The organism is Microcystis sp. LE19-84.1B, assembly GCF_027531875.1.
Classification (GTDB): domain Bacteria; phylum Cyanobacteriota; class Cyanobacteriia; order Cyanobacteriales; family Microcystaceae; genus Microcystis; species Microcystis panniformis.
In genome coordinates, this window is sequence record NZ_JAPZSR010000079.1 from 20,742 (window position 1) to 40,517 (window position 19,776).

Sequence of the window (19,776 nt, forward strand, 5' to 3'; positions counted from 1 at the left end):
TCTAAACTGTGCATGAAATGAAAATACTTTTTATTATTACTAGAGCAGATACCGTTGGAGGCGCACAGGTTCATGTGCGAGATTTAGCGAGATTTTTGCAAGATTCTCACCATCGAGTCTTAGTTGTTACTGGAATAAAAGGCATTTATAATGACGATCTGACGAGCGGCAACATAACCAATGTATCTTGTCAATACTTCGGCAAAAAAATTAACTTAATTCAAGACTGGCAAACCTTGAATTTTATCAAACAAATTATTGCAGAATTCCAACCAGATATTATCAGTACTCACTCTAGTAAAGCCGGAATTTTAGGACGATTAGCGGCCAGAAAAAGCAAGACTCCTTGCATTTTTACCGCCCATGGTTGGGCTTTTACAGGAGGTGTACCAGAGCCGAGTCGCACTATCTATCAGTGGTTAGAAAAAATTACAGAACCTTTAGCTAATAAAATTATCTGTGTTTCGGAACAAGATCGATTAATTGGAATAAAAACTGGTATGCAACCGCAGCGATTATTGACCATTCATAATGGGATGCCAGATCTACCCGCAGAATTGAGAGCTAATCCTAGTGATGCTAATCCTGTTCGTATTGTTATGGTGGCAAGATTTGATCAGCAAAAAGACCATGTCACCTTACTGAAAGCCTTTCAAAATATTCCCGAAGCCCATTTGGATTTAGTCGGAGACGGTCCAGATTTAGAAAAGATTAAAACCTTAGCTAAGGAGCTAAAAATTATCGACAGAGTTAACTTTTTAGGTTTTCGTAATAATGTAGCTGAAGTCCTAGCTCAAGCCCAAGTATTTACTTTAATATCTAATTGGGAAGGTTTTCCTCGCACCACAATCGAAGCGATGAGAGCGGGATTACCAGTAATTGTATCAGATGTGGGTGGAGCATCGGAAGCAATTGTGGAAGGAATAACCGGATACACCGTAGCGCGAGGAGATGTTAAGACGTTACACCAGAGACTATTACAATTAGTTCTTGATCAACAGTTCAGAGCTAAAATGGGAGCGGCAGGACGCAACCGCTACGAAGCAGAATATACTTTTGAGAAGATGTTTGAAAAAACCTTTCAGGTTTATCAGCAAGTTTTAGCCAAAAGGAGAAAAAATGATGATTGAGAATAAAATATTAATCACAGGTGCTACGGGATTGCCCGGTGGTTTTTTCATGCAACATTTGGCATCTACTAAGCCTGAAATAGAAATACATTGTTTAATTCGACCCACTAGCGATCGCAGTATGTTAGATAGTCTAGGACTGAATTTAACCTACGATTTTGGCGATAGCTCTATCTCAGAAACTTGGGAAGGAATTTTTAGGGAAAATAGTTTTGAAACCATCATCCATCTCGTCCAACTTCGACAAGTACCAACTATACTTAATAGTCTAAAAAAAATCCAACAAACTCCCCGATTAATTATTATTGGAACTACAGGAATATATTCAAAATATAATGAATATTCTGCCGAGTATAAACAAGCAGAAAATTATTTACAAGAGTATCCTGCTTCTTATTGTCTGCTGAGACCGACAATGATTTATGGCACCCCTAAGGATAAAAACCTACACAAATTGATTAAATTCTGTCACCGCTACGGATTCTTTCCCATTTTTGGCTCTGGTGATAACCTGTTACAACCAGTTCACGCTGATGACATTGCCCAGATGTTGTTAAAAGTCTGGGAATGTCCTGATATAAAAGGTGCTTACGATCTTTCCGGAGGTAGTATTGTTTCCTTCCGTCAGTTAATTTTCTTGATAGAACAATTATTAGGCCAATCGGTGCGTCCCCTGTCCTTTCCCTTGAACTTTGGCATTTGGTCAGCTACCCTACTAGAAAAAACATTAGGTAAAAAATCACCAGTGCGACGAGAACAAATCTTGCGATTACAAGAAGACAAAGCTTATGCCCACGAAGAAGCTAAAAGGGATTTAGGGTTTACTCCTCGTACTCTAGAAGCCGGACTACAACAAGAGATAGAATTAATGCGCTTCCAAGGCATAATTTAACTAGGGTTTGCGGCAAAAAGTTTGTTGGTGGGGACAGGGTGTGGCCCCCCCAACCCCCACCCCCCCTGCCCCCCCGACATCGGGGGGATCGGGGGTGGTTGGGGGGTGTAGGGTTTTACCGATTTTGAGGGGGTCAATTACCCAATTTTCAGGGAAAAAGTATCTGAATTTTACCCCCGATCCCTCCAATGGTCGGCACTTTTTGAGGTAAAAAAAGTCTAAAAGTCTTACCCAACAAGGTTTTTAGATTTATTCAGCAAGCCCTAGATATATTTGTACTAACACTAAATCCGTTGAGTATAGGCTACTCATGCAAGAGGCACTCATGCAAAACGGAGAATAAATAATCAGTTTTTAATAAGCGGATTTAGTATAATTTAAAAGTTACGGATCATTGCTGATTGTCGGTATTTCTACAAATTTGAGATGCAGCTTTGTGAGAAAAGCTGTATATTATTTTGAAGGGCGATCGGGTAAAGTCGGTCTTAGGGAAAATAACCACCAGATCAATAAACCTAATATAATCCAGAGAATATCTTTAACCCGGCGAATTACAGAAATCGCTAAACCTAATTCTAGACTACCAGTTAAAGAAGCACCCAGCAGCACTAAAGAACCTTCTAAAGTACCGATATTAGCGGGAATAAAAAAGGTTCCAGCGCGCACTAATTGGGCAACAGAATCAAATAACCAAGCATCGGCAAAACTGATCGGATGTTGGAGAAACTGCATTAAAACATAAATTTCTAAAACTCCGAGGGGCCAATTGAGAAAACCGACGATCAAGCCATTTCTAAATAGGGGCAGATTCCGGTAAAATTCTCCTAAACGATCATCGACACTGCGAAGATTTTCTAAAGGTTTAGCTAGGCGATCGCCTAAAAAAGAATGACCTAATCGATTAACTATTCGGGAGGATAAACGGAATCGCTGAATCAAGAAAAATATCAGGATACAACTGGAGAATATAGCAAGACTTAATCCGGTAAAAGTTTTAAAAGAATTGGAGAATTTTGGGGAAGCTAGGAGCAGAAAAAAACCGATAATTGCAAAGAAGACAAGGGAAGCAGTATTTAATGTCTTGGTCAGAATGATCGAGGCACTGGTTTCTTTGTAGCTAATCTGATAGTGAGTTTTCAACATCACTGCTTTAAAACCTTCTCCTCCCAAAGAAGCGAAGGGAGTCACGCGATTAAAGGCTGCCCCTACCATGTAAATTAATAATAGGCGAATTGTCCATCGAGGTTGGATAGGAATACTTTTAAAAGTTAGTTGCCAAGTAAAAACATCGGTGAGGAATTCTAGGAAGTAAAAAATAATTACTAATGTCATTCCCCACCAACCGACTAGGGTGATTTGTTGCCAAACTTCTTGCAGATTTGTTTGGCGCAAAATTACCCCTAGTAAAACAAAACCTAAACCTAGAAAGATAAATTTAAGATATTTCATATTAAATTATAACTAATAACTAATAACTGATAACTGATAACTGATAACTGATAACTGATAAGTAGGGAGGCACAATTATTTGTCGGATGGGTTAGCGGTAGCGTAACATAATCGGGCGTTGGGTTTCATGCTTCAACCCAACCTACTGATAACTGATAACTGATGACTGATGACTGAATGAGGGAAACTTTACCCAGGAGTGACAACTGCTGTTAGAGCCGCCGTAACCGCGTCCAGCGGTTGATTACCGTCGATATGGTTAAGAGTCCCTTTTTGACCGTAATAATCTAAAACGGGGGCAGTTTGGTCGATATAAACCTGTAGGCGACGGGCGATCGTTTCTTGAGTATCATCTTGACGACCCCGTTGCATCAGACGCTCAATTAAGACCGTATCTGGTACAGCCAAATTAACCACAAATGTGTAACTATCGGCCAATTCTTCCAGTAATGCGTCTAAAAATCTCGCCTGTGCCACCGTGCGGGGAAAACCATCAAGAATCCAACCCTTAGCACTGTCAGGCTGTTTTAAACGTTCCTGAATTAAACCTAACAACAACTCATCGGGGACTAATTCACCCTTTTCCACATAAGCTTGTGCTTGCTGACCAAGTTCTGTCTTCTCTGTAATTGCTTGACGTAAAATTTCACCGGTAGAAATATGAGGAATCGTCAGAGATTCCGCTAATTTTGCCGCTTGGGTCCCTTTTCCCGATCCGGGCGGTCCCAAAAATATCACACCGATCCGTTTGCTCATGGATTAAATATAGGGTTTTAAGGAAAAAAATAACCAGTAACCGCTAAAAGGTCACTGGCTGACTATCTAACTACTGTTTAATCATGCCCTCATAGCGTTGAGAGATGACATAGGTTTGAATTTGTTTCGCCGTATCGATCGCCACCCCCACCAGAATTAACAGGGAAGTTGCCCCCAAACCGCGAAAAGTGGTGACACCGGTGGCGCTTTCTACCAAAGTCGGAACCGTAGCCACCAAACTTAAAAAGAGAGCGCCCAAAAGGGTGAGACGATTCAGCACCCCTTCCAGATAATTAGTAGTAGCGGTCCCCGGACGAATCCCCGGAATACTGGTTCCCATTTTTTTCAGGTTTTGGGACATATCCTTGGGGTTAACAATCAGGGAAGCGTAGAAGAAACTAAAACCGAGAATTAGTAAGCTATAAAAAGCCACATAACCCCAACTATCGGGACGCAGGGCATTGACCAACTGAACTAAAACCTGACCGACCGGGTTATCCGTGGGTAAAGCTTGCACCAATTGGAAAGGTAACACCAACACTGCCGAGGCGAAAATAATCGGCATCACGCCCCCTTGATTGAGTCGTAGGGGTAGATAACTGGTTCTTTCCCGATAGAGACGACGACCCACCTGACGACGGGCAGAAACAATAGGAATCCGACGGGTTCCCTCCTGAACAAAAACAATGCCGATAATCATCACCAAGAAAACCAGCAAGAGAATCACCACTTGAGCGATCGCTTGTCGGCCACCCTGTTGAGCAAAAGTAATCGTATCACCGAGGGTTTTTGGTAAAACGGCGACAATGTTGACAAAAATCAGCAAAGATGCCCCATTTCCCAGACCGCGTTCCGTAATCAGTTCCGAAATCCACATTACGAACATAGAACCGGCCACTAAAGCGAGAACCGTAGCGGCGATCGAGGGTAAAGTTCCGGCCACAACGCCGTTAGCCACCAATAAACCAAGAGTAATACCGATACTTTGAATAATTGACCAACCAAAGGCAATATAACGGGTAATTTGGGCAATTTTTCGCCTTCCTGCCTCTCCTTCATTTTTCTGTAAATCTTCCAAAGAAGGAAGGGCAGCGGTGAGCAGTTGCACGATAATTGAGGCGTTGATATAGGGAAGAATGCCGAGGGCAAAAATCCCCAACGTCGATAATCCTCCCCCGGTAAACAGGTCAAGGATTCCCAAAGCGGCGTTACCTTGAATAATTTCTGCTAATCTTGCCCGATCTAAACCGGGTATCGGTACAAACATCCCAAAACGGAGCAGAATCAGTAAACCCAATGTAATCAACAAGCGACCGCGTAAACCGGCCGCTTGTGCCATTTGCATAAACGTTTCCTGTGCCGTGGGAGCCTTATCACGACTGACGACCATTAACAGTTACCTCTAGTGCAGTTTTTTTATGGGAAAAAGTAATCGAGGGGGAAAACTTTCTCGATTTTTTTAAGATTTCCCCTGTGCTTCTTATGATATATCAATCCGGTCTTGGGGATTGGGTGTTAGGGTGTGGGGTGTTAGGGTGTGGGGGGATGGGAAGGATAAATAAAAATAATCTCCTGTCTCCTGCCTTCCGCCCTCTGCCTTCCGCCGACCGCCTTCTGTCTCCGTTAAATTTCTTCCCAAGTACCTTGAGCAGCGGTAATTTTCTCTTTAGCACTATTGCTAAAAGCAGCGGCCTTAACCTTGAGGGGAACGGTAATTTCACCATCACCCAAAACTTTTAAAGGGCCGTCGTTACTGGTGAGAATTTTAGCTTCTAGGAGACTTTCCAGGGTGACTTCCGTATTAGCGGGTAAAGAAGCTAATTTTTTCAGATTAACGATTGTGTATTGACGGGGGTTAACCAAAGGAAAATGCTTTAATTTCGGCACCCGACGATAGAGGGGCATTTGTCCCCCCTCAAAACCGGGGCGAGTCCCTGTCCCAGAGCGAGATTTTTGTCCGCGCATTCCCAGACCGCAACTAGCACCCTGGCCGGCCGAGATACCCCGTCCCACACGACGACGACGTTTAGTTGACCCCGGTTGGGGGGCGATTTCGTGGAGTTTCATGGTGATTTCTTTAGGTGTACAAATGTTCTACAGATACGCCTCGATCCTTGGCCACTTCCGAGAAAGTGCGGAGAGTTTCCAGGGCGTTAACAGCGGCTCTAGCGTTATTGAGGGGGTTATCGCTACCGAGTTGTTTAGCGAGGATATTTTTTACCCCGGCTAGTTCTAAAACGGTACGGACAGCACCCCCAGCAATAACCCCAGTCCCCGGAGCAGCCGGACGCATAAGCACCTGAGCTCCACCGGAAGCGCCCCGGGTGAGGTGAGTGATAGAACTGGCTTTAGTTAAGGAGACTTCAATTAGTTGTTTTTTGCCATCGGCCACACCTTTACGGACGGCCCCGATAACATCCCCTGCTTTGCCAACTCCCACTCCCACCTGGCCGTTTTCATTACCGACCACGACGATAGCCCGGAAGCTGAGTTTTTTACCACCCTTAACCACTTTACTAACCCGGCGGATCTGGATGACCCGCTCTTGCCAAGTGGTTTCTTTTTCTTTTTCGCGGTTGCCTTTGCGACGTTTTGCCATAGTTTTATCAGTGTTGAAAGGATATTTTAGAAGTTTAAGCCTGCTGACCGAGCCGCTTCTGCTAAGGCTTTGACGCGACCGTGATAGAGATTGCCACCGCGATCAAAAACCACTTGTTCAATGCCTCTTTCTAGGGCCCGTTGGGCCACCAGTTTACCCACGGCTGCCGAGGCTTCTTGGGTAGCGGTGGACTCTAATTCCCCGCGCAAGGTGGCCTCTAGGGTAGAAGCGGCCGCGAGGGTATGTTGGGCTACGTCGTCGATAATTTGGGCGTAGATGTGGTTATTAGAACGAAATACGGATAAACGAGGCCGTTCAGCAGTGCCACTAAGTTTGCGACGCACACGCTGGTGACGACGACGGACTGATTCTTTGCGACTAAGTTTCATGGTTTATTTTTTACCTCCTTTACCGCCTTTAGCACCTTTACCGCCAGCTTTACCAACTTTGCGACGGACGACTTCACCAAGATAGCGAATCCCTTTTCCTTTATAAGGTTCGGGGGGACGAACTTCGCGGATTTTAGCGGCAATGTTACCGACCGCTTCTTTGTCGATGCCACTGACGATAACTTGGGTATTATTTTCTACGGCGACGGAAACACCATCGGGCATCTCCATTTCCACGGGTTTACTGTAACCAACATTAAGAACTAATTTACTACCCTGCGCCTGGGCGCGGTAGCCCACCCCTTGGATATCGAGGCGTTTTTGAAAGCCGGTAGCGACTCCTTCCACCATGTTGGCTACTAGAGTTCTACAGAGTCCGTGGCGTTCTCTGGCGGTACGGGAATCGTCTTGACGGGTAACGAGGATGGTTTCGCCATCTTTATTGATGGTGACGGCGGTGGGTAGGGTTCTCTGGAGAGTTCCTTTGGGCCCTTTCACCGTCACGGTAGCACCATCGATATCGACGGTGACTTTATTGGGAATAGGAATCGGGCGTTTGCCAATACGAGACATAACAGTTATCAGTTATCAGTGGGTCAGATATCAGGGAAGAGTTATCAGTGGGTCAGCTATCAGGTTTAAACTTGGAAAGGCTGACGGCTGATAGCTTATCCTTGTTTACCAGATGTAGCAAAGGACTTCGCCGCCAACGTTTTGTTTACGCGCTTCGCGATCGGTCATAATGCCTTTAGAGGTGGAAACAATGGCGATGCCAATGCCACCGAGGACGCGCGGTAAGTCTTTACTATTGGAATAAACTCGTAAACCCGGTTTACTGACTCTGGTGAGGGTAGTAATGATCGGTTGACGGTTTTTGCCTTTATATTTGAGGGAAAGAACTAATTGAGATTTAATCCCCTCACCCACTTCCTCAAAGTCAGCAATAAAGCCTTCGTTCTTGAGAACTTGAGCAATACTGCGCGTCATCCGCGTGGTGGGAATTTGAGTAGTGGTCTGCCGAACCGCGCAAGCGTTACGGATGCGGGTCAGCATATCCGAGATGGTATCGTTAGCAGACATGAATTACCTGTTTTTCTCCTAAATTGGGATCAACATCAGTGGTCAGTTATCAGTTATCAGTTATCAGTGGTCAGTTATCAGTTATCAGTTATCAGATTTGAGTATTAAGTGAGTAGTATTAAATAGCAGTTTCCTGCTGTCTTTTGACTGAATCACTGTTTACTGTTTACTGTTTACTGTTCACTGTTTACTGTTCACTGTTTACTGGTCACTGATCACTTATTTACTGGTCACTGTTTACTTTTCTCTTGATTGATTTATCTAAAGGGCATTCCCATCTCTTTGAGGAGGGCGCGTCCTTCTTCGTCGTTTTTAGCGGTGGTGATGATTGAGATGTCCATCCCGCGAATTTGATCGATTTTGTCGTATTCAATTTCAGGGAAGATCAACTGTTCACGAATGCCTAAACTGTAGTTACCACGACCATCAAAACTGTTACCACTGATACCGCGAAAGTCGCGAATACGTGGTAAGGCCAGATTAATTAGACGGTCTAAAAAAGCGTACATTCGATCGCCGCGCAGTGTCACCATCACTCCCACGGGCATTCCTTCGCGAATTTTGAAGCCGGCGATCGCTTTTTTAGCTCTAGTCACTACCGGTTGTTGTCCGGTGATGGTGGACAGTTCCTCCTTGGAAGACTCCAAAGCTTTGGCGTTTTGTGAAGCTTCCCCAAGACCGCGGTTAACAGTAATTTTGATAACTTTAGGTACTTGATGGATATTGGTATAACCAAATTGTTCTTTCAGTTTCGGAACAATGGTTTCTTGATAGGTGGTTTTTAGTTTTTGGCTCATAGTTTTTCTGCTTACTTTTCCTGGGCTTGGTCAGGAACTAGAATTGATGGGAAACTAATCAATAATTTCGCCAGTTTTCTTCAGTATCCGCACTTTCCGACCGTCTTCGGTAAAGGTATAACCCACCCGACTGGCGATTTTTTTCTTCTCGGAATAAATCATCACTTTGGAACTGTGAATCGGTGCTTCGTAGGTAACGATTTGACCCGATTCTCCTTCCTGTTGGGGTTTAGTATGTTTGGTGCGGATATTAACTCCCTTGACCACCACGGTACTTTCTTGGGGTAAAGCGCGTAAAATTTCGCCCACTTTGCCCTTATCGGAACCAGCGATTACTTGCACAACATCCCCTTTTTTAACGTGCATTTTTTGCCTTTGGGGCGGGGTTTGAATGTTTTTCTTACTCATTTTTTTTGACCTCCGATTGCCTTGATAATTTTGACTTTGATCAGAGAACTTCTGGGGCTAAGGAAACAATTTTGGTGTAGTTTTTATCGCGCAATTCCCGGGCGACCGGACCAAAAACCCTAGTACCTTTGGGATTACCGTCATTATTAATAATCACGGCGGCGTTATCATCAAAACGGATGCTCATGCCACTATCGCGACGGACGGTTTGACGGGTCCGCACAATCACCGCAGTGACCACATCGGATTTTTTCACGGGCATATTGGGGATAGCGTCCTTAACCACGGCGATAATTTTGTCACCGATGCCACCGTAGGTACAGTTACCTGTTCCCAGCACCCGCAGACACATTAGTTTCCGCGCCCCGCTATTGTCAGCGACATTTAAGTAGGTTTGTTGTTGAATCACGGTTTTTACCTAGGTGAAATTTAACTATCGGTTAATATTTCCGCCACTTCCCAACGTTTGGTTTTACTGAGGGGGCGGGTTTCACGAATGCGAACTCGATCGCCTTGTTTGGCTTGATTTTCTGCGTCGTGAGCCTTAAATTTCTGGGTTTTCACGACGATTTTGCCGTATTTAGGGTGAGGAGAGCGGTTTTCAATGGCTACCACTACGGTTTTATCCATTTTGTCGCTGACCACTACCCCAACTCTTTCTTTAACTGCCATAACGGGTTATGCCTCCGGGGTGGACTGGGCTAGTTGGCGCTCCCGTTCTACGGTCAATAATTGGCCAAGACGGTGGCGGGTGTGTTTGAATTCGTGGGTTTTTTCCAAGCGCCGGGTGGCCTGCTGCAAACGCAATTCAAACAGTTTCTTTTTGGCATTGAGGATAGCATCAGCGATTTCCTCATCGCTCATCTTCCTCACTTCGGCGATTTTTGGTAAAGCCATTAGACAAAATCCTCCTCGCGAGTGATAAATTTGGTCTTAATTGGTAATTTTTGAGCCGCTAGGCGCATGGCTTCCCGGGCTACTGGTTCAGCTACCCCGGCAATCTCAAACATAATGAAGCCCGGTTTAACCACGGCCACCCAGAATTCGGGGGAACCTTTCCCAGAACCCATCCGAGTTTCTGCAGCCCGTTGGGTGACGGGTTTATCAGGAAAAACGCGGATCCAGATTTTGCCACCCCGACGAATATAACGAGTCATAGCCCGTCTGGCCGCTTCGATTTGACGGGAAGTAATCCAACAGGGTTCGGTGGCTTGCAGGGCGAAATCGCCGAAATTAATCGTATTTCCGCCGGTGGCCAGCCCGCGCATCCGTCCGCGCTGTTGTTTGCGGAATTTTGTTCTTTTGGGACTTAACATGAGCTATTTACCACTGATAAATATTAGGGATCAGCCTTCGCTAGAGCGATCTTCAAACTGTTGACGGCGACGCTGTTGACGGCGCGGTGCTTGAGCGGGAACGGCGGCGGGAATTTCTTCTTGGCCGGGGATAATTTCGCCCTTAAAGATCCAAACTTTCACGCCTAGAATCCCGTAGATGGTGCTGGCGGTTTTATAGGAGTAATCGATATCGGCCCGCAGGGTATGCAGGGGAACTCGTCCTTCCCGCACCCATTCAGTCCGAGCGATTTCTGCCCCGTTGAGACGACCGCTAACCTGAATTTTGATCCCTTTGACTTCGGCCCTTTGCGCCCGTTGGATAGCTTGCCGCACCACACGACGGAAGGAAACCCGTCTTTCTAATTGTTGGGCGATGTATTCGGCGATCAGGTTGGCATCGGCATCAACGCGAGCCACTTCGATGACGTTAATACGAATTTGACGCTGGCCACCGAGGGCTTTTTGCAAACCTAGGCGCAGCTGTTCGATTCCCGTGCCACCACGACCGACGACGACCCCGGGGCGAGCGGTATGGATGGAAATATCTACTTGATCGGCCTTACGTTCGATGCGAATATCGGCGATACCGGCATTAGCGAGGTTTTTTTCGACGTATTCACGAATGCGGCGATCTTCTTGCAGTAGTTCGGGGTAACGTTTCGCGTCGGCATACCAGCAAGATTTGTGATCTTTGATAACGCCGAGACGAAAACCGAGGGGATGGATTTTTTGTCCCATTGTGGTTTTTCTAGTTAAGGTGATTAGTCTTTGTTGCTAGGAGCGACGGCGACGGTGATATGACAGGTGGGTTTGCGAATTTGGTAGGCGCGGCCTTGGGCCCGGGGTCGAAAACGTTTTAGGGTCGGGCCGCCATCGGCAAAGGCTTGGCTAACTACTAAAGTGGCGGGATCGAGTCCTTCGTTATTTTCGGCGTTGGCAACGGCGGAACGCAGGACTTTCAGAATCGGATCACAGGCCCGGTAGGGCATAAATTCGAGAATAATTAGGGCTTCCCGATAGGAGCGACCGCGGATCTGATCGAGTACCCGTCTGACTTTCAGGGGTGACATCCGAATATAGCGGGCGATCGCTTTGACTTCGTTAGAGGTATCGATGGTCATTTCAGTTATCAGTTATCAGTTAGGTAGGGTGGGTTAGGCGACGACAACTTATAAGACTTAGTTATTAATTTATCTAGTCGCCGTCACCCACCATCTCATAGTTATCTGAACGCTGACCGGGGGCTGACGGTTTTAAGATTACCGCCCACCGGTCTATTTCCGTCCTGCTTTTTTGTCGCTCTTGGCGTGGCCGCGGAAGGTGCGGGTGGGAGCGAATTCACCGAGTTTATGACCGACCATCTGCTCGGAAACATAGACGGGAACGTGCTGTTTGCCGTTGTGAACGGCGATCGTGTGACCGACCATATCGGGAATGATTGTCGAGGCCCGGGACCAAGTTTTAATCACTTGTTTACTGCCCTGGGCGTTGAGTTTTTCGATTTTTTCCATCAGGTGGCCGGCGACAAATGGCCCCTTTTTCAGTGAACGACCCATAATTTTCAGTCAAAAGTAAAGTAATAATTTCTAACCCTGGTTACGACGGCGCACGATCAGATCGCTACTGCGTTTTTTCTTGTTGCGAGTTTTGCGACCGAGGGCGGGTTTACCCCAGGGAGTCATCGGGCCGGAACGTCCGATGGGAGCGCGACCCTCTCCACCTCCATGCGGGTGATCCACTGGGTTCATGACGCTACCCCGAACATGAGGCCGTTGACCGCGGTGACGGGTACGACCGGCTTTACCGAGACTGATGTTTCTCGCTTCGGCGTTACCGACTTTTCCGATGGTGGCGTAGCATTCACGCCGGATCATGCGTACTTCTTTGGAGGGGAGGCGGATGGTAACGTAATCGCCTTCTTTCGCCACCACTTGGGCGAAACCACCAGCAGCCCGCACCATTTGACCACCGCGACCGGGGACGAGTTCGATGTTATGAACTTCTGTCCCTAGGGGGATGCGACTTAAGGGTAGGGCATTACCGACCTCGAAGGGAGCGTTTTCTCCGGCGATGACGGTATCACCAACACCTAAACCGGCGGGGGCGATGATGTAGCGTTTTTCCCCGTCTTTGTAGAAAAGCAGGGCAATGCGGGCGTTACGGTTAGGATCGTACTCGATCGCCGCTACTGTGGCGGGAATATCCCGTTTATCGCGACGAAAATCGATAATCCGGTAGAGGCGTTTATGGCCGCCGCCCCGGTGACGACTGGTAACGACACCGCGATTATTACGCCCTTGTTTGCTGTGTTTGCGATGAGTTAGGGACTTTTCCGGTTCGGTTTTGGTGATCTCTTTAAAGTCGGAGATGGCCGCCTGCCTTGTCCCGGGGGTTAAAGGTCTAAAAGAACGAATACCCATAGTTTAGTTTTCCGTTATCGGGTTTCTTGGTGGTTATACGTCGGGATAGAGGGCGATCGAGTCGCCAGCTGCTAGGGTCACGATCGCGCGTTTGTATTGGGGTTTGTAACCGAGGAAACGGCCGACGCGTTTTTTCTGACGAGAGGGGCGGCTGGTGTTCACTTTCGTTACTTTTACGTCAAACAACAACTCGATCGCCGCTTGAATTTCCGGCTTGGTCGCTTTCAAGGCGACATCGAAGACGTATTTATTTTGTTCTAGGAGTAGGGTGGCTTTCTCGGTCACGATCGGCTTTAGGATCAGATCGGCGAGTTGTCTGGCTTCAGTTTTAAGCACCATAGACCTCCTCAATTTTAGCTAGGGCTGCGGCGGTGGCGATAACTCGATCGGCTAGGATGACATCATAGACGTTGAGACTATCGGCGCGAATAATTTTGAGATTGCAGATATTACGTCCCGATAAATAGACATTTTCGGGAATTTCCGTCAGAATCAGCAGAATTTTTTCCTCTGGACTGGCTCCCCAGCGACTTAAGGCAGCGGTGAGTTCTTTGGTTTTGGGTTGGGAGAATTGTTCGGCGAAGCTTTCAACCACGATAAAGTTATCGGCCTGGCTGATCAAAGCGGTTCTCAGGGCTAATCTTTTCTCTTTGCGATTGACCTTAACCTCAAAATCTCTCGGTTTTGGTCCGAAGATGACACCGCCACCACGCCAGAGGGGAGAACGGATCGAACCGGCCCGGGCGCGACCGGTGCCTTTTTGCCGCCAAGGTTTGCGACCACCGCCGCGCACTTCCGAGCGGGTTTTGGTGGAGGCGTTACCTTGACGGGCCGCCGCTAGATGGCTGACGACGACGCGGTGAATTAGATGTTTGGCGGTTTCGGGTTTAGCGGTTTTCAGTTCCAGGGTGCCTGTTCCCGCTTCTTCCCCTTGCCAATTTTTGACTGTGTAGTTAACCATGGCTTTAATCTTTCCTTGCCCTATTTACCAAATTTCTTGGCGGGGGTGATGTTTAACAGGGTTCCTGGTTTGCCCGGGACGGCTCCTTTGATCAGGATCAGGTTGCGTTCGCTATCGATTTTGACCACGGACAGTTTGCGGATGGTCACTTGGGTGGCTCCGTATTGTCCGGCCATTCTCTTACCCGGAAAGACGCGGCCAGGGGTAGTACCGGCACCGGTGGAACCGGGGAGACGGTGGTTTTTGGAACCGTGGGTCATGTTACCGCGTTTGAAGTTATGGCGTTTTTGATAGCCGGAGAAACCTCGTCCGATGGTGGTTCCGGCCACATCGACTAAATCGCCTTCTTGGAAGATAGCGGCGGTAATTTCTTGGCCTAAAGTGTAAGCGGATGCGTCCTCGAGGCGGTATTCGATTAAATGCCGCAGGGGGGAGACACCGGCTTTGGCTAAATGACCGAGTAGCGGTTTGTTGAGGGCTTTTTCTTTGACGGTTTTGTATCCCACTTGAATGGATTCATAACCGTCGGTTTTTTTCGTTTTGACTTGGGTGACGGGACAGGGACCGGCTTGAACGACGGTGACGGGAATGGCGACTCCCGTTTTGTTGTCGAAGATTTGGGTCATGCCCAGTTTTGTACCGAGGATACCGATAGACACGGATTGTTCTCTTTATCTTTACTAGACGACAATCAAAAATAACGTGGCCGTGGCTATAGGAGCGAGAAAAATCTTTCCCGCTTTATCAGCCTGCCCAACTTGAATGACTTTTTTCGAGTTATTTAAGCTGGCATCCCGTTAGATTCGTAAGTAGGGCTAGACAGGGTTGCTGGTTCTGCCTAGATTGTTGCTGGTCTTTGTTTCTTCGGGACTTAAAGGGTTTATCTTCAGTATCCCGGCGAAGACCGAGCGGCCAAGGCGGTTCTGCTCGGCAGTGCCTTTAGCACCACCTAAGACCGATTTTGGCCACGATCAAACATTATATAATATTTATGACTTTTTAGGCAAGGGGTTTTTTCAGTCACAGGCAATGATCCTATCTAGTCTGGCTGAAGGAAGGGGTGACAATGAGGTTGAAGTCTAGGCTGGGTGCAGGGTCTAGGCTGTGGGGTTCTGGGAAAATCTCCCCCCTGTCACCCTTCAAATTGATTAACTTAATTCTCTCGTCTTCATTGCGGGGAAAGTCTCAAGGTTTTTCCCTACCCCCCACCCCCTGTCTCACTTTCAATCTGCTTGTCACCCCTTCAGGTTTCTGGCAATTTTTTAGCCAAAAAATTCGCAAAACTCTTTTATAGCAAGGCTTAAACTGATATTCAGCAGATTGCAATTATAGTATTTATCTTAATGGTGAGGTACAAAGTTTTTGTTTGGGGGAATCGGTCGTTGGTGGTCGCTATCAAATTAGGTTACACTGCTTAATGGGAATTGCTTTCAATGGGGGGGATGACAGCATTGTACTATCATCCCTTGTTTGGAGGTTAAATCGCTTGGAGGTCTTTTTCTCCGGTACGGATGCGGACGATCTGTTCCACGGGGGAGATAAAGATTTTACCGTCTCCGATTTCACCGGTACGGGCTGCCGAAATCAGCTTATCGACGACCATATCGACTTGCTTATCTTCGACGACGATCTCGATCTTGAGTTTTTGGAGAAATTCGACGGTGTACTCGGAACCGCGATAACGTTCCGATTGACCTTTCTGACGACCGAAACCTCTAACTTCGGAGACAGTCATCCCGACAATGCCCGCGTTAACTAGGGCGATTTTCACCTCTTCCAGTTTAAAGGGTCGGATAATCGCTTCTACTTTCTTCAAAATATCTATCTCCTCGTTGCGTGACGATACCTTCTTGGTGAATTAACTGTTAATTCTAAACGCAGAATCCCGACAATAGCGCTTAAAGTCATGATTTCTTCAATTATTGGCCTTGGCCACAGTCTTCTGTGGTGAAAAATTTCTAGGTGGGAATTGGCCCACCCGAAGCCATGAATAAACCAACTAGAGAGATAATCCCAACTGAAGACCGAAAACACCGTGAACTAGCAGTAAAATCAGGGCAATGCTGCCGATATAGGCGTGAATAGTCCGGAAAAGTTCTTTTTTACCGCCAGCGAAGCCAGTGAGGGATAATAATCCATTAAAAGCTAATAAACCGATCGCGATCGATCCTGTCCAGAAATGGCTGCTTTCGAGGATGGGATGTTTCTGCATGACTAGGGATAAAACACCGCCGGTGTAACCGAGAGCGATAAATAAAAACAGCCAAGGGGCGAGTTTGCGGTGATCAGCCCGATTTTTGGCTACTACTTCCCCATCTTGGCTTAAACGGCTTTGCCAACCGGCATAGGCAGTATAACTACCCATAACTAAAACCACAATCCCCATCATGACTGGATGTCCCCAATGAACGATCGGTTCGGGAGTTCCGAGACTGCGAAAGGCAGCGGCGATCGGCTCTAGCGCATCACTTAAACTTTGATTCATGTTTGTTACCTAACTTTACAAAACCCTTTTGCCTAAGATTTTAGCCGATCTCCGGACTGGAAAAACTGCGGTTAGCTGAAAAAATGTCAAGCCTTCGCTAAATTTCTTAACATTTCCGCTAGAGATGAGCGGAGAAATATAGAATAGAGTCAGGGGAGACTAGGGATCTCCACGGGGATTAGCCCCTAGGAGGGAGTTATGACTTATCTGCTCAAAGATCGGCGATCAGCAGGGAGACTATTAGCTAGTTACTTGACAGAATATACCAATAGTGCTGGGGTGCTAGTTTTGGCTTTGCCCCGGGGTGGGGTTCCGATCGCCTTTGAAATTGCCCAAAGGTTACACTTGCCTTTAGATCTGTGTTTGGTGCGAAAATTAGGTGTACCGGAGCGCAAAGAGTTAGCTTTTGGGGCGATCGGTCAAAATGGGGTGCGGGTAATCAATGAAAGTATCGTTGACGACTTGCACCTATCGGAGGCGATGATGGAACGGGTAGCAAAGGAAGAAATGCTCGAATTAGAGCGACGCGATCGCTTGTATCGAGGTGAACGCCCCTTTCCAGTTTTGACGGGAAAAACGATTATTCTAGTAGATGATGGGATCGCTACGGGAGCAACGATTAAAGCGGCGATTCTGACCCTTAAAGCTGGGAATCCCGCTGCTATTATTATTGCTGTTCCTGTTGCCCCACCGGAAGTCTGTGATCAATTAGAAAAATTAGTCGATCGAGTAATTTGCCTACATAAACCCTACGAATTGAGATCAATTTCTCTTTGGTACGAAGATTTTTCCCAAACCAGCGATGAGGAGGTGCAAACACTTTTAGCCAGCGTCGATAGTTCTTTGATTTCAGTTTAGGGAGATGGGGAGTGGGGAAGTGGGGAGAAGGGTGTGGGAAGACCACTTCGTGTGCGTTGCGGGGGGAGAATAAATAACAGCAATCTCCTGAATTCAGAAGTCAAAATTGAGACTTCTGAGTTCTAACTTTTGACTTCTACGGCATCGGTATCAACGGTATTGGTTGGGGAAGAAACTTCGGTTTGATTCTTGACTCCTCCTGGACGGCGAGTGCGATAATCAAGAACTAATCGCGATAATTCCGTGGTTAAAAGGGTGAGAACAATCCCATCATCAATCCAACCAATAATTGGGAAAACGTCAGGAGAAATATCGAGGGGGCTAAAAAGATAAACCATAGTTCCCAGAATGATAATCCAACGATATTTAGGGTGAGTAATTTTGCTGCTGTACCAGTTGTAAAAAGATTCAACAATCGGTTTCATTAATTTTTCCTCGCTGACTGGGATAATTTAATTTTGTCAGGTTGTCCCTGGGGCTGATAGTGCGGTTTTACCCACCATTAGGTAGGGTTGTCCCCGCTAATTATCCACCAAAAAAGCCCAGAAGAAAATTCACCTTTAGGGATGAGCCTGAAGTATTATTACTGGATGCTTAAGAGGGGAGATAGTGGCATCTTTTCCCCTATAATAGGCGATGACAAACTAATCAACCATCTGCCAGTTTAAGGAAAGATTAAGAGCATGACAGCAGAGAACTACACATCCGATGAATTAGCAACAGTTGCCAGTGCAGTCATGATTACCGGTATGGCGGTGGCGATGGTGGATGCGGGGATTATTTCCACGGCGATCGAGGCTGCCGCTTTAGGGAAAGAAGTGGCGGAGGCGGCCATAAATTATCCTAATAATGATATTATTCAGACGCTATTTTCTCAGGAAGCCGTAGAAAAAGCGCAAGTTAATCCCCCAGCAAAAATGGAGATCAAAGCAGCCGATTTGCAACCGGATACGGCAGTCGATACGGCGATCGATAAAATTAATGATGCTGTAGCGGTGTTGAGAGGGAAAGCAACGCCCGAAGATCTGCAAGAGTACAAGGAATTTATTTATAATTGTGCCGAGACAGTAGCGGCAGCGGCGGGTAGCGGTTTATTTGGCACTGGTAGTCCGAAAGTTAGCGAGAGGGAAACTGTGGCCCTAACTAAGCTAAAGGCAGCTTTAGAACTCTAATTTTTGAGTTATCGAGCCATTAAAACCTTGAGACCTTTGGCATAATTAATTTTTGGGGGTTCAAAAACGTCAAAAATAGGGATGATAGCAGTTATCTTAATGATGATGCTCGAAGGGCTGCCATGCCGTCTTAACCGGTAATTTTAGATAGGCAGGCAGCTTAACCGGGTATTCTAGGAAAGTGATCGGATTTCAGCCTTGAATCTATGGAAACCCTCTTTCATCTAGTTACTTTTGCCTTTGTCTTCGCTTTTGGTGCCTCGGTGGGCAGTTTTTTAAACGTGGTCATCTATAGATTACCTCAGGGGATATCTCTAGTTTATCCTCCTTCCCACTGTCCGAAATGTCACCATAGGTTGGGTAAAAGCGAGAATATACCCGTTTTCGGCTGGTTATGGCTGGGGGGTCGCTGTCGCTGGTGTAAAACCCCGATTTCTGTCCGTTATCCAGCGATCGAAACTTTTACCGGTTTATTATTTTGTCTGGTTTTAGGAGATTTTAGCTTTTCTTGGCAGACCCTCGGCTATTGGATTCTCCTCAGTTGGTTATTAGCTTTAGCTTTGATTGATTTTGACACGATGACGCTTCCTAACTCCCTCACCCAATCGGGATTAGTTTTAGGGATAGTTTTTCAAACTCTTTTAGGTTGGCAAAATAATCAAAGTGTTATCTATCTCTTTTCAGCGATCGCTAGTGCGGTTTTAGGAGTCTGGTTATTTGATCTGGTCCGGTGGGGGGGGAGTTTTGCCCTCAGACAACAGGCCATGGGGGGAGGAGATGCGAAATTAGCGGCCATGATCGGTGCTTGGTTAGGATGGCAAGCATTATTAGTCACCGCTTTTCTGGCCTGCGCTATCGGGGCGGTAATCGGTATGACGGGCATTTTTATGGGTAAAATGGCAAAAAGACAAGCTATACCCTTCGGTCCATTTCTTGCCCTCGGCGCTCTGATGAGTGTATTTTGGAGTGATAAGATCATCTCAGCCTATCAAACCATTTTTTTCCCTTTGTTGTAAAAAAGTTATCCTGTAATTAAATCTTGA

At 46.6% G+C, this 19,776-nt stretch carries 29 protein-coding genes; 5 read left to right on the forward strand and 24 right to left on the reverse strand.

The window, feature by feature from the left end:
* The first annotated feature begins 17 nt into the window (after positions 1–17).
* Complete coding sequence (locus tag O9324_RS04365) at positions 18–1,130, forward strand: glycosyltransferase family 4 protein (RefSeq protein ID WP_288139564.1); 1,113 nt, start codon at positions 18–20, stop codon at positions 1,128–1,130.
* Positions 1,123–2,022, forward strand: a complete 900-nt coding sequence (locus O9324_RS04370; protein ID WP_288139565.1) for an NAD-dependent epimerase/dehydratase family protein — start codon at positions 1,123–1,125, stop codon at positions 2,020–2,022. Before O9324_RS04365 ends, O9324_RS04370 begins: the two co-directional genes overlap by 8 nt.
* A gap of 453 nt (positions 2,023–2,475) precedes the next feature.
* Here O9324_RS04370 and O9324_RS04375 read toward each other — a convergent pair whose 3' ends face one another.
* From O9324_RS04375 to O9324_RS04485, 23 genes are all read right to left on the reverse strand, one after another.
* Positions 2,476–3,471: a lysylphosphatidylglycerol synthase transmembrane domain-containing protein gene (locus O9324_RS04375; RefSeq protein ID WP_002767441.1), complete on the reverse strand. Its 996-nt coding sequence runs from the start codon at positions 3,469–3,471 to the stop codon at positions 2,476–2,478.
* Positions 3,472–3,660: 189 nt separating this feature from the next.
* The gene (locus O9324_RS04380; protein ID WP_288139566.1) at positions 3,661–4,227 is read right to left on the reverse strand and encodes an adenylate kinase; all 567 of its coding nucleotides are present in this window, start codon (positions 4,225–4,227) and stop codon (positions 3,661–3,663) included.
* 70 nt (positions 4,228–4,297) lie between these two features.
* Positions 4,298–5,617 carry a preprotein translocase subunit SecY gene (gene secY / locus O9324_RS04385; RefSeq protein WP_287630632.1) on the reverse strand — a complete coding sequence of 440 codons (1,320 nt, stop codon included), beginning with the start codon at positions 5,615–5,617 and terminating at the stop codon, positions 4,298–4,300.
* 233 nt (positions 5,618–5,850) lie between these two features.
* Entirely contained in the window at positions 5,851–6,294 is a 444-nt protein-coding gene (gene rplO / locus O9324_RS04390) for a 50S ribosomal protein L15 (RefSeq protein ID WP_002771060.1), read from the reverse strand.
* Positions 6,295–6,304: 10 nt separating this feature from the next.
* Positions 6,305–6,826, reverse strand: coding sequence for a 30S ribosomal protein S5 (rpsE, locus tag O9324_RS04395; RefSeq protein WP_002757584.1), 522 nt, complete (start codon positions 6,824–6,826; stop codon positions 6,305–6,307).
* Positions 6,827–6,852: 26 nt separating this feature from the next.
* Positions 6,853–7,215 (reverse strand): 50S ribosomal protein L18, encoded by a 363-nt coding sequence (rplR, locus tag O9324_RS04400; RefSeq protein WP_002771058.1) that lies wholly within the window; start codon positions 7,213–7,215, stop codon positions 6,853–6,855.
* Between the two features lie 3 nt (positions 7,216–7,218).
* On the reverse strand, positions 7,219–7,788 hold the full coding sequence (rplF, locus tag O9324_RS04405; RefSeq protein WP_002771057.1) for a 50S ribosomal protein L6: 570 nt from the start codon (positions 7,786–7,788) through the stop codon (positions 7,219–7,221).
* 105 nt (positions 7,789–7,893) lie between these two features.
* Complete coding sequence (gene rpsH, locus O9324_RS04410; protein WP_002771056.1) at positions 7,894–8,295, reverse strand: 30S ribosomal protein S8; 402 nt, start codon at positions 8,293–8,295, stop codon at positions 7,894–7,896.
* 257 nt (positions 8,296–8,552) lie between these two features.
* On the reverse strand, positions 8,553–9,092 hold the full coding sequence (gene rplE / locus O9324_RS04415; protein WP_002734750.1) for a 50S ribosomal protein L5: 540 nt from the start codon (positions 9,090–9,092) through the stop codon (positions 8,553–8,555).
* 54 nt (positions 9,093–9,146) lie between these two features.
* On the reverse strand, positions 9,147–9,500 hold the full coding sequence (gene rplX, locus O9324_RS04420; RefSeq protein WP_002771051.1) for a 50S ribosomal protein L24: 354 nt from the start codon (positions 9,498–9,500) through the stop codon (positions 9,147–9,149).
* Positions 9,501–9,540: 40 nt separating this feature from the next.
* Positions 9,541–9,909 (reverse strand): 50S ribosomal protein L14, encoded by a 369-nt coding sequence (rplN, locus tag O9324_RS04425; RefSeq protein ID WP_002732358.1) that lies wholly within the window; start codon positions 9,907–9,909, stop codon positions 9,541–9,543.
* Between the two features lie 20 nt (positions 9,910–9,929).
* Complete coding sequence (rpsQ, locus tag O9324_RS04430; protein WP_002734070.1) at positions 9,930–10,172, reverse strand: 30S ribosomal protein S17; 243 nt, start codon at positions 10,170–10,172, stop codon at positions 9,930–9,932.
* 6 nt (positions 10,173–10,178) lie between these two features.
* Positions 10,179–10,397, reverse strand: coding sequence for a 50S ribosomal protein L29 (gene rpmC, locus O9324_RS04435; protein ID WP_002771048.1), 219 nt, complete (start codon positions 10,395–10,397; stop codon positions 10,179–10,181).
* The gene (rplP, locus tag O9324_RS04440; protein WP_002734310.1) at positions 10,397–10,816 is read right to left on the reverse strand and encodes a 50S ribosomal protein L16; all 420 of its coding nucleotides are present in this window, start codon (positions 10,814–10,816) and stop codon (positions 10,397–10,399) included. The genes rpmC and rplP overlap by 1 nt, the downstream gene beginning before the upstream one ends.
* 30 nt (positions 10,817–10,846) lie before the next feature.
* Entirely contained in the window at positions 10,847–11,575 is a 729-nt protein-coding gene (gene rpsC / locus O9324_RS04445) for a 30S ribosomal protein S3 (protein WP_002771046.1), read from the reverse strand.
* A gap of 23 nt (positions 11,576–11,598) precedes the next feature.
* Complete coding sequence (gene rplV, locus O9324_RS04450) at positions 11,599–11,958, reverse strand: 50S ribosomal protein L22 (RefSeq protein ID WP_002746605.1); 360 nt, start codon at positions 11,956–11,958, stop codon at positions 11,599–11,601.
* Positions 11,959–12,111: 153 nt separating this feature from the next.
* Positions 12,112–12,393, reverse strand: a complete 282-nt coding sequence (gene rpsS / locus O9324_RS04455; protein WP_002753908.1) for a 30S ribosomal protein S19 — start codon at positions 12,391–12,393, stop codon at positions 12,112–12,114.
* Between the two features lie 30 nt (positions 12,394–12,423).
* Positions 12,424–13,257, reverse strand: a complete 834-nt coding sequence (rplB, locus tag O9324_RS04460) for a 50S ribosomal protein L2 (protein ID WP_002746601.1) — start codon at positions 13,255–13,257, stop codon at positions 12,424–12,426.
* A gap of 33 nt (positions 13,258–13,290) precedes the next feature.
* Positions 13,291–13,596: a 50S ribosomal protein L23 gene (locus O9324_RS04465; protein WP_002771034.1), complete on the reverse strand. Its 306-nt coding sequence runs from the start codon at positions 13,594–13,596 to the stop codon at positions 13,291–13,293.
* Positions 13,586–14,218, reverse strand: coding sequence for a 50S ribosomal protein L4 (gene rplD, locus O9324_RS04470; protein WP_002771031.1), 633 nt, complete (start codon positions 14,216–14,218; stop codon positions 13,586–13,588). Before rplD ends, O9324_RS04465 begins: the two co-directional genes overlap by 11 nt.
* 20 nt (positions 14,219–14,238) lie before the next feature.
* The gene (gene rplC, locus O9324_RS04475; RefSeq protein WP_002734589.1) at positions 14,239–14,877 is read right to left on the reverse strand and encodes a 50S ribosomal protein L3; all 639 of its coding nucleotides are present in this window, start codon (positions 14,875–14,877) and stop codon (positions 14,239–14,241) included.
* Between the two features lie 818 nt (positions 14,878–15,695).
* Positions 15,696–16,034: a P-II family nitrogen regulator gene (locus O9324_RS04480; protein WP_002746593.1), complete on the reverse strand. Its 339-nt coding sequence runs from the start codon at positions 16,032–16,034 to the stop codon at positions 15,696–15,698.
* 183 nt (positions 16,035–16,217) lie between these two features.
* Complete coding sequence (locus O9324_RS04485; RefSeq protein WP_002787862.1) at positions 16,218–16,703, reverse strand: DUF4079 domain-containing protein; 486 nt, start codon at positions 16,701–16,703, stop codon at positions 16,218–16,220.
* Positions 16,704–16,901: 198 nt separating this feature from the next.
* Here O9324_RS04485 and O9324_RS04490 point away from each other — a divergent pair, with 198 nt between their 5' ends.
* Positions 16,902–17,561 (forward strand): phosphoribosyltransferase, encoded by a 660-nt coding sequence (locus O9324_RS04490; RefSeq protein ID WP_193959066.1) that lies wholly within the window; start codon positions 16,902–16,904, stop codon positions 17,559–17,561.
* 122 nt (positions 17,562–17,683) lie between these two features.
* Here O9324_RS04490 and O9324_RS04495 read toward each other — a convergent pair whose 3' ends face one another.
* Complete coding sequence (locus O9324_RS04495) at positions 17,684–17,986, reverse strand: YkvA family protein (RefSeq protein ID WP_002787856.1); 303 nt, start codon at positions 17,984–17,986, stop codon at positions 17,684–17,686.
* A 258-nt stretch (positions 17,987–18,244) separates the two neighbouring features.
* Between O9324_RS04495 and O9324_RS04500 the strand changes: the two genes are divergently transcribed.
* The gene (locus O9324_RS04500) at positions 18,245–18,733 is read left to right on the forward strand and encodes a hypothetical protein (protein ID WP_288139567.1); all 489 of its coding nucleotides are present in this window, start codon (positions 18,245–18,247) and stop codon (positions 18,731–18,733) included.
* A gap of 206 nt (positions 18,734–18,939) precedes the next feature.
* Positions 18,940–19,749: a prepilin peptidase gene (locus tag O9324_RS04505; RefSeq protein ID WP_287630639.1), complete on the forward strand. Its 810-nt coding sequence runs from the start codon at positions 18,940–18,942 to the stop codon at positions 19,747–19,749.
* Positions 19,750–19,776: the final 27 nt, after the last annotated feature.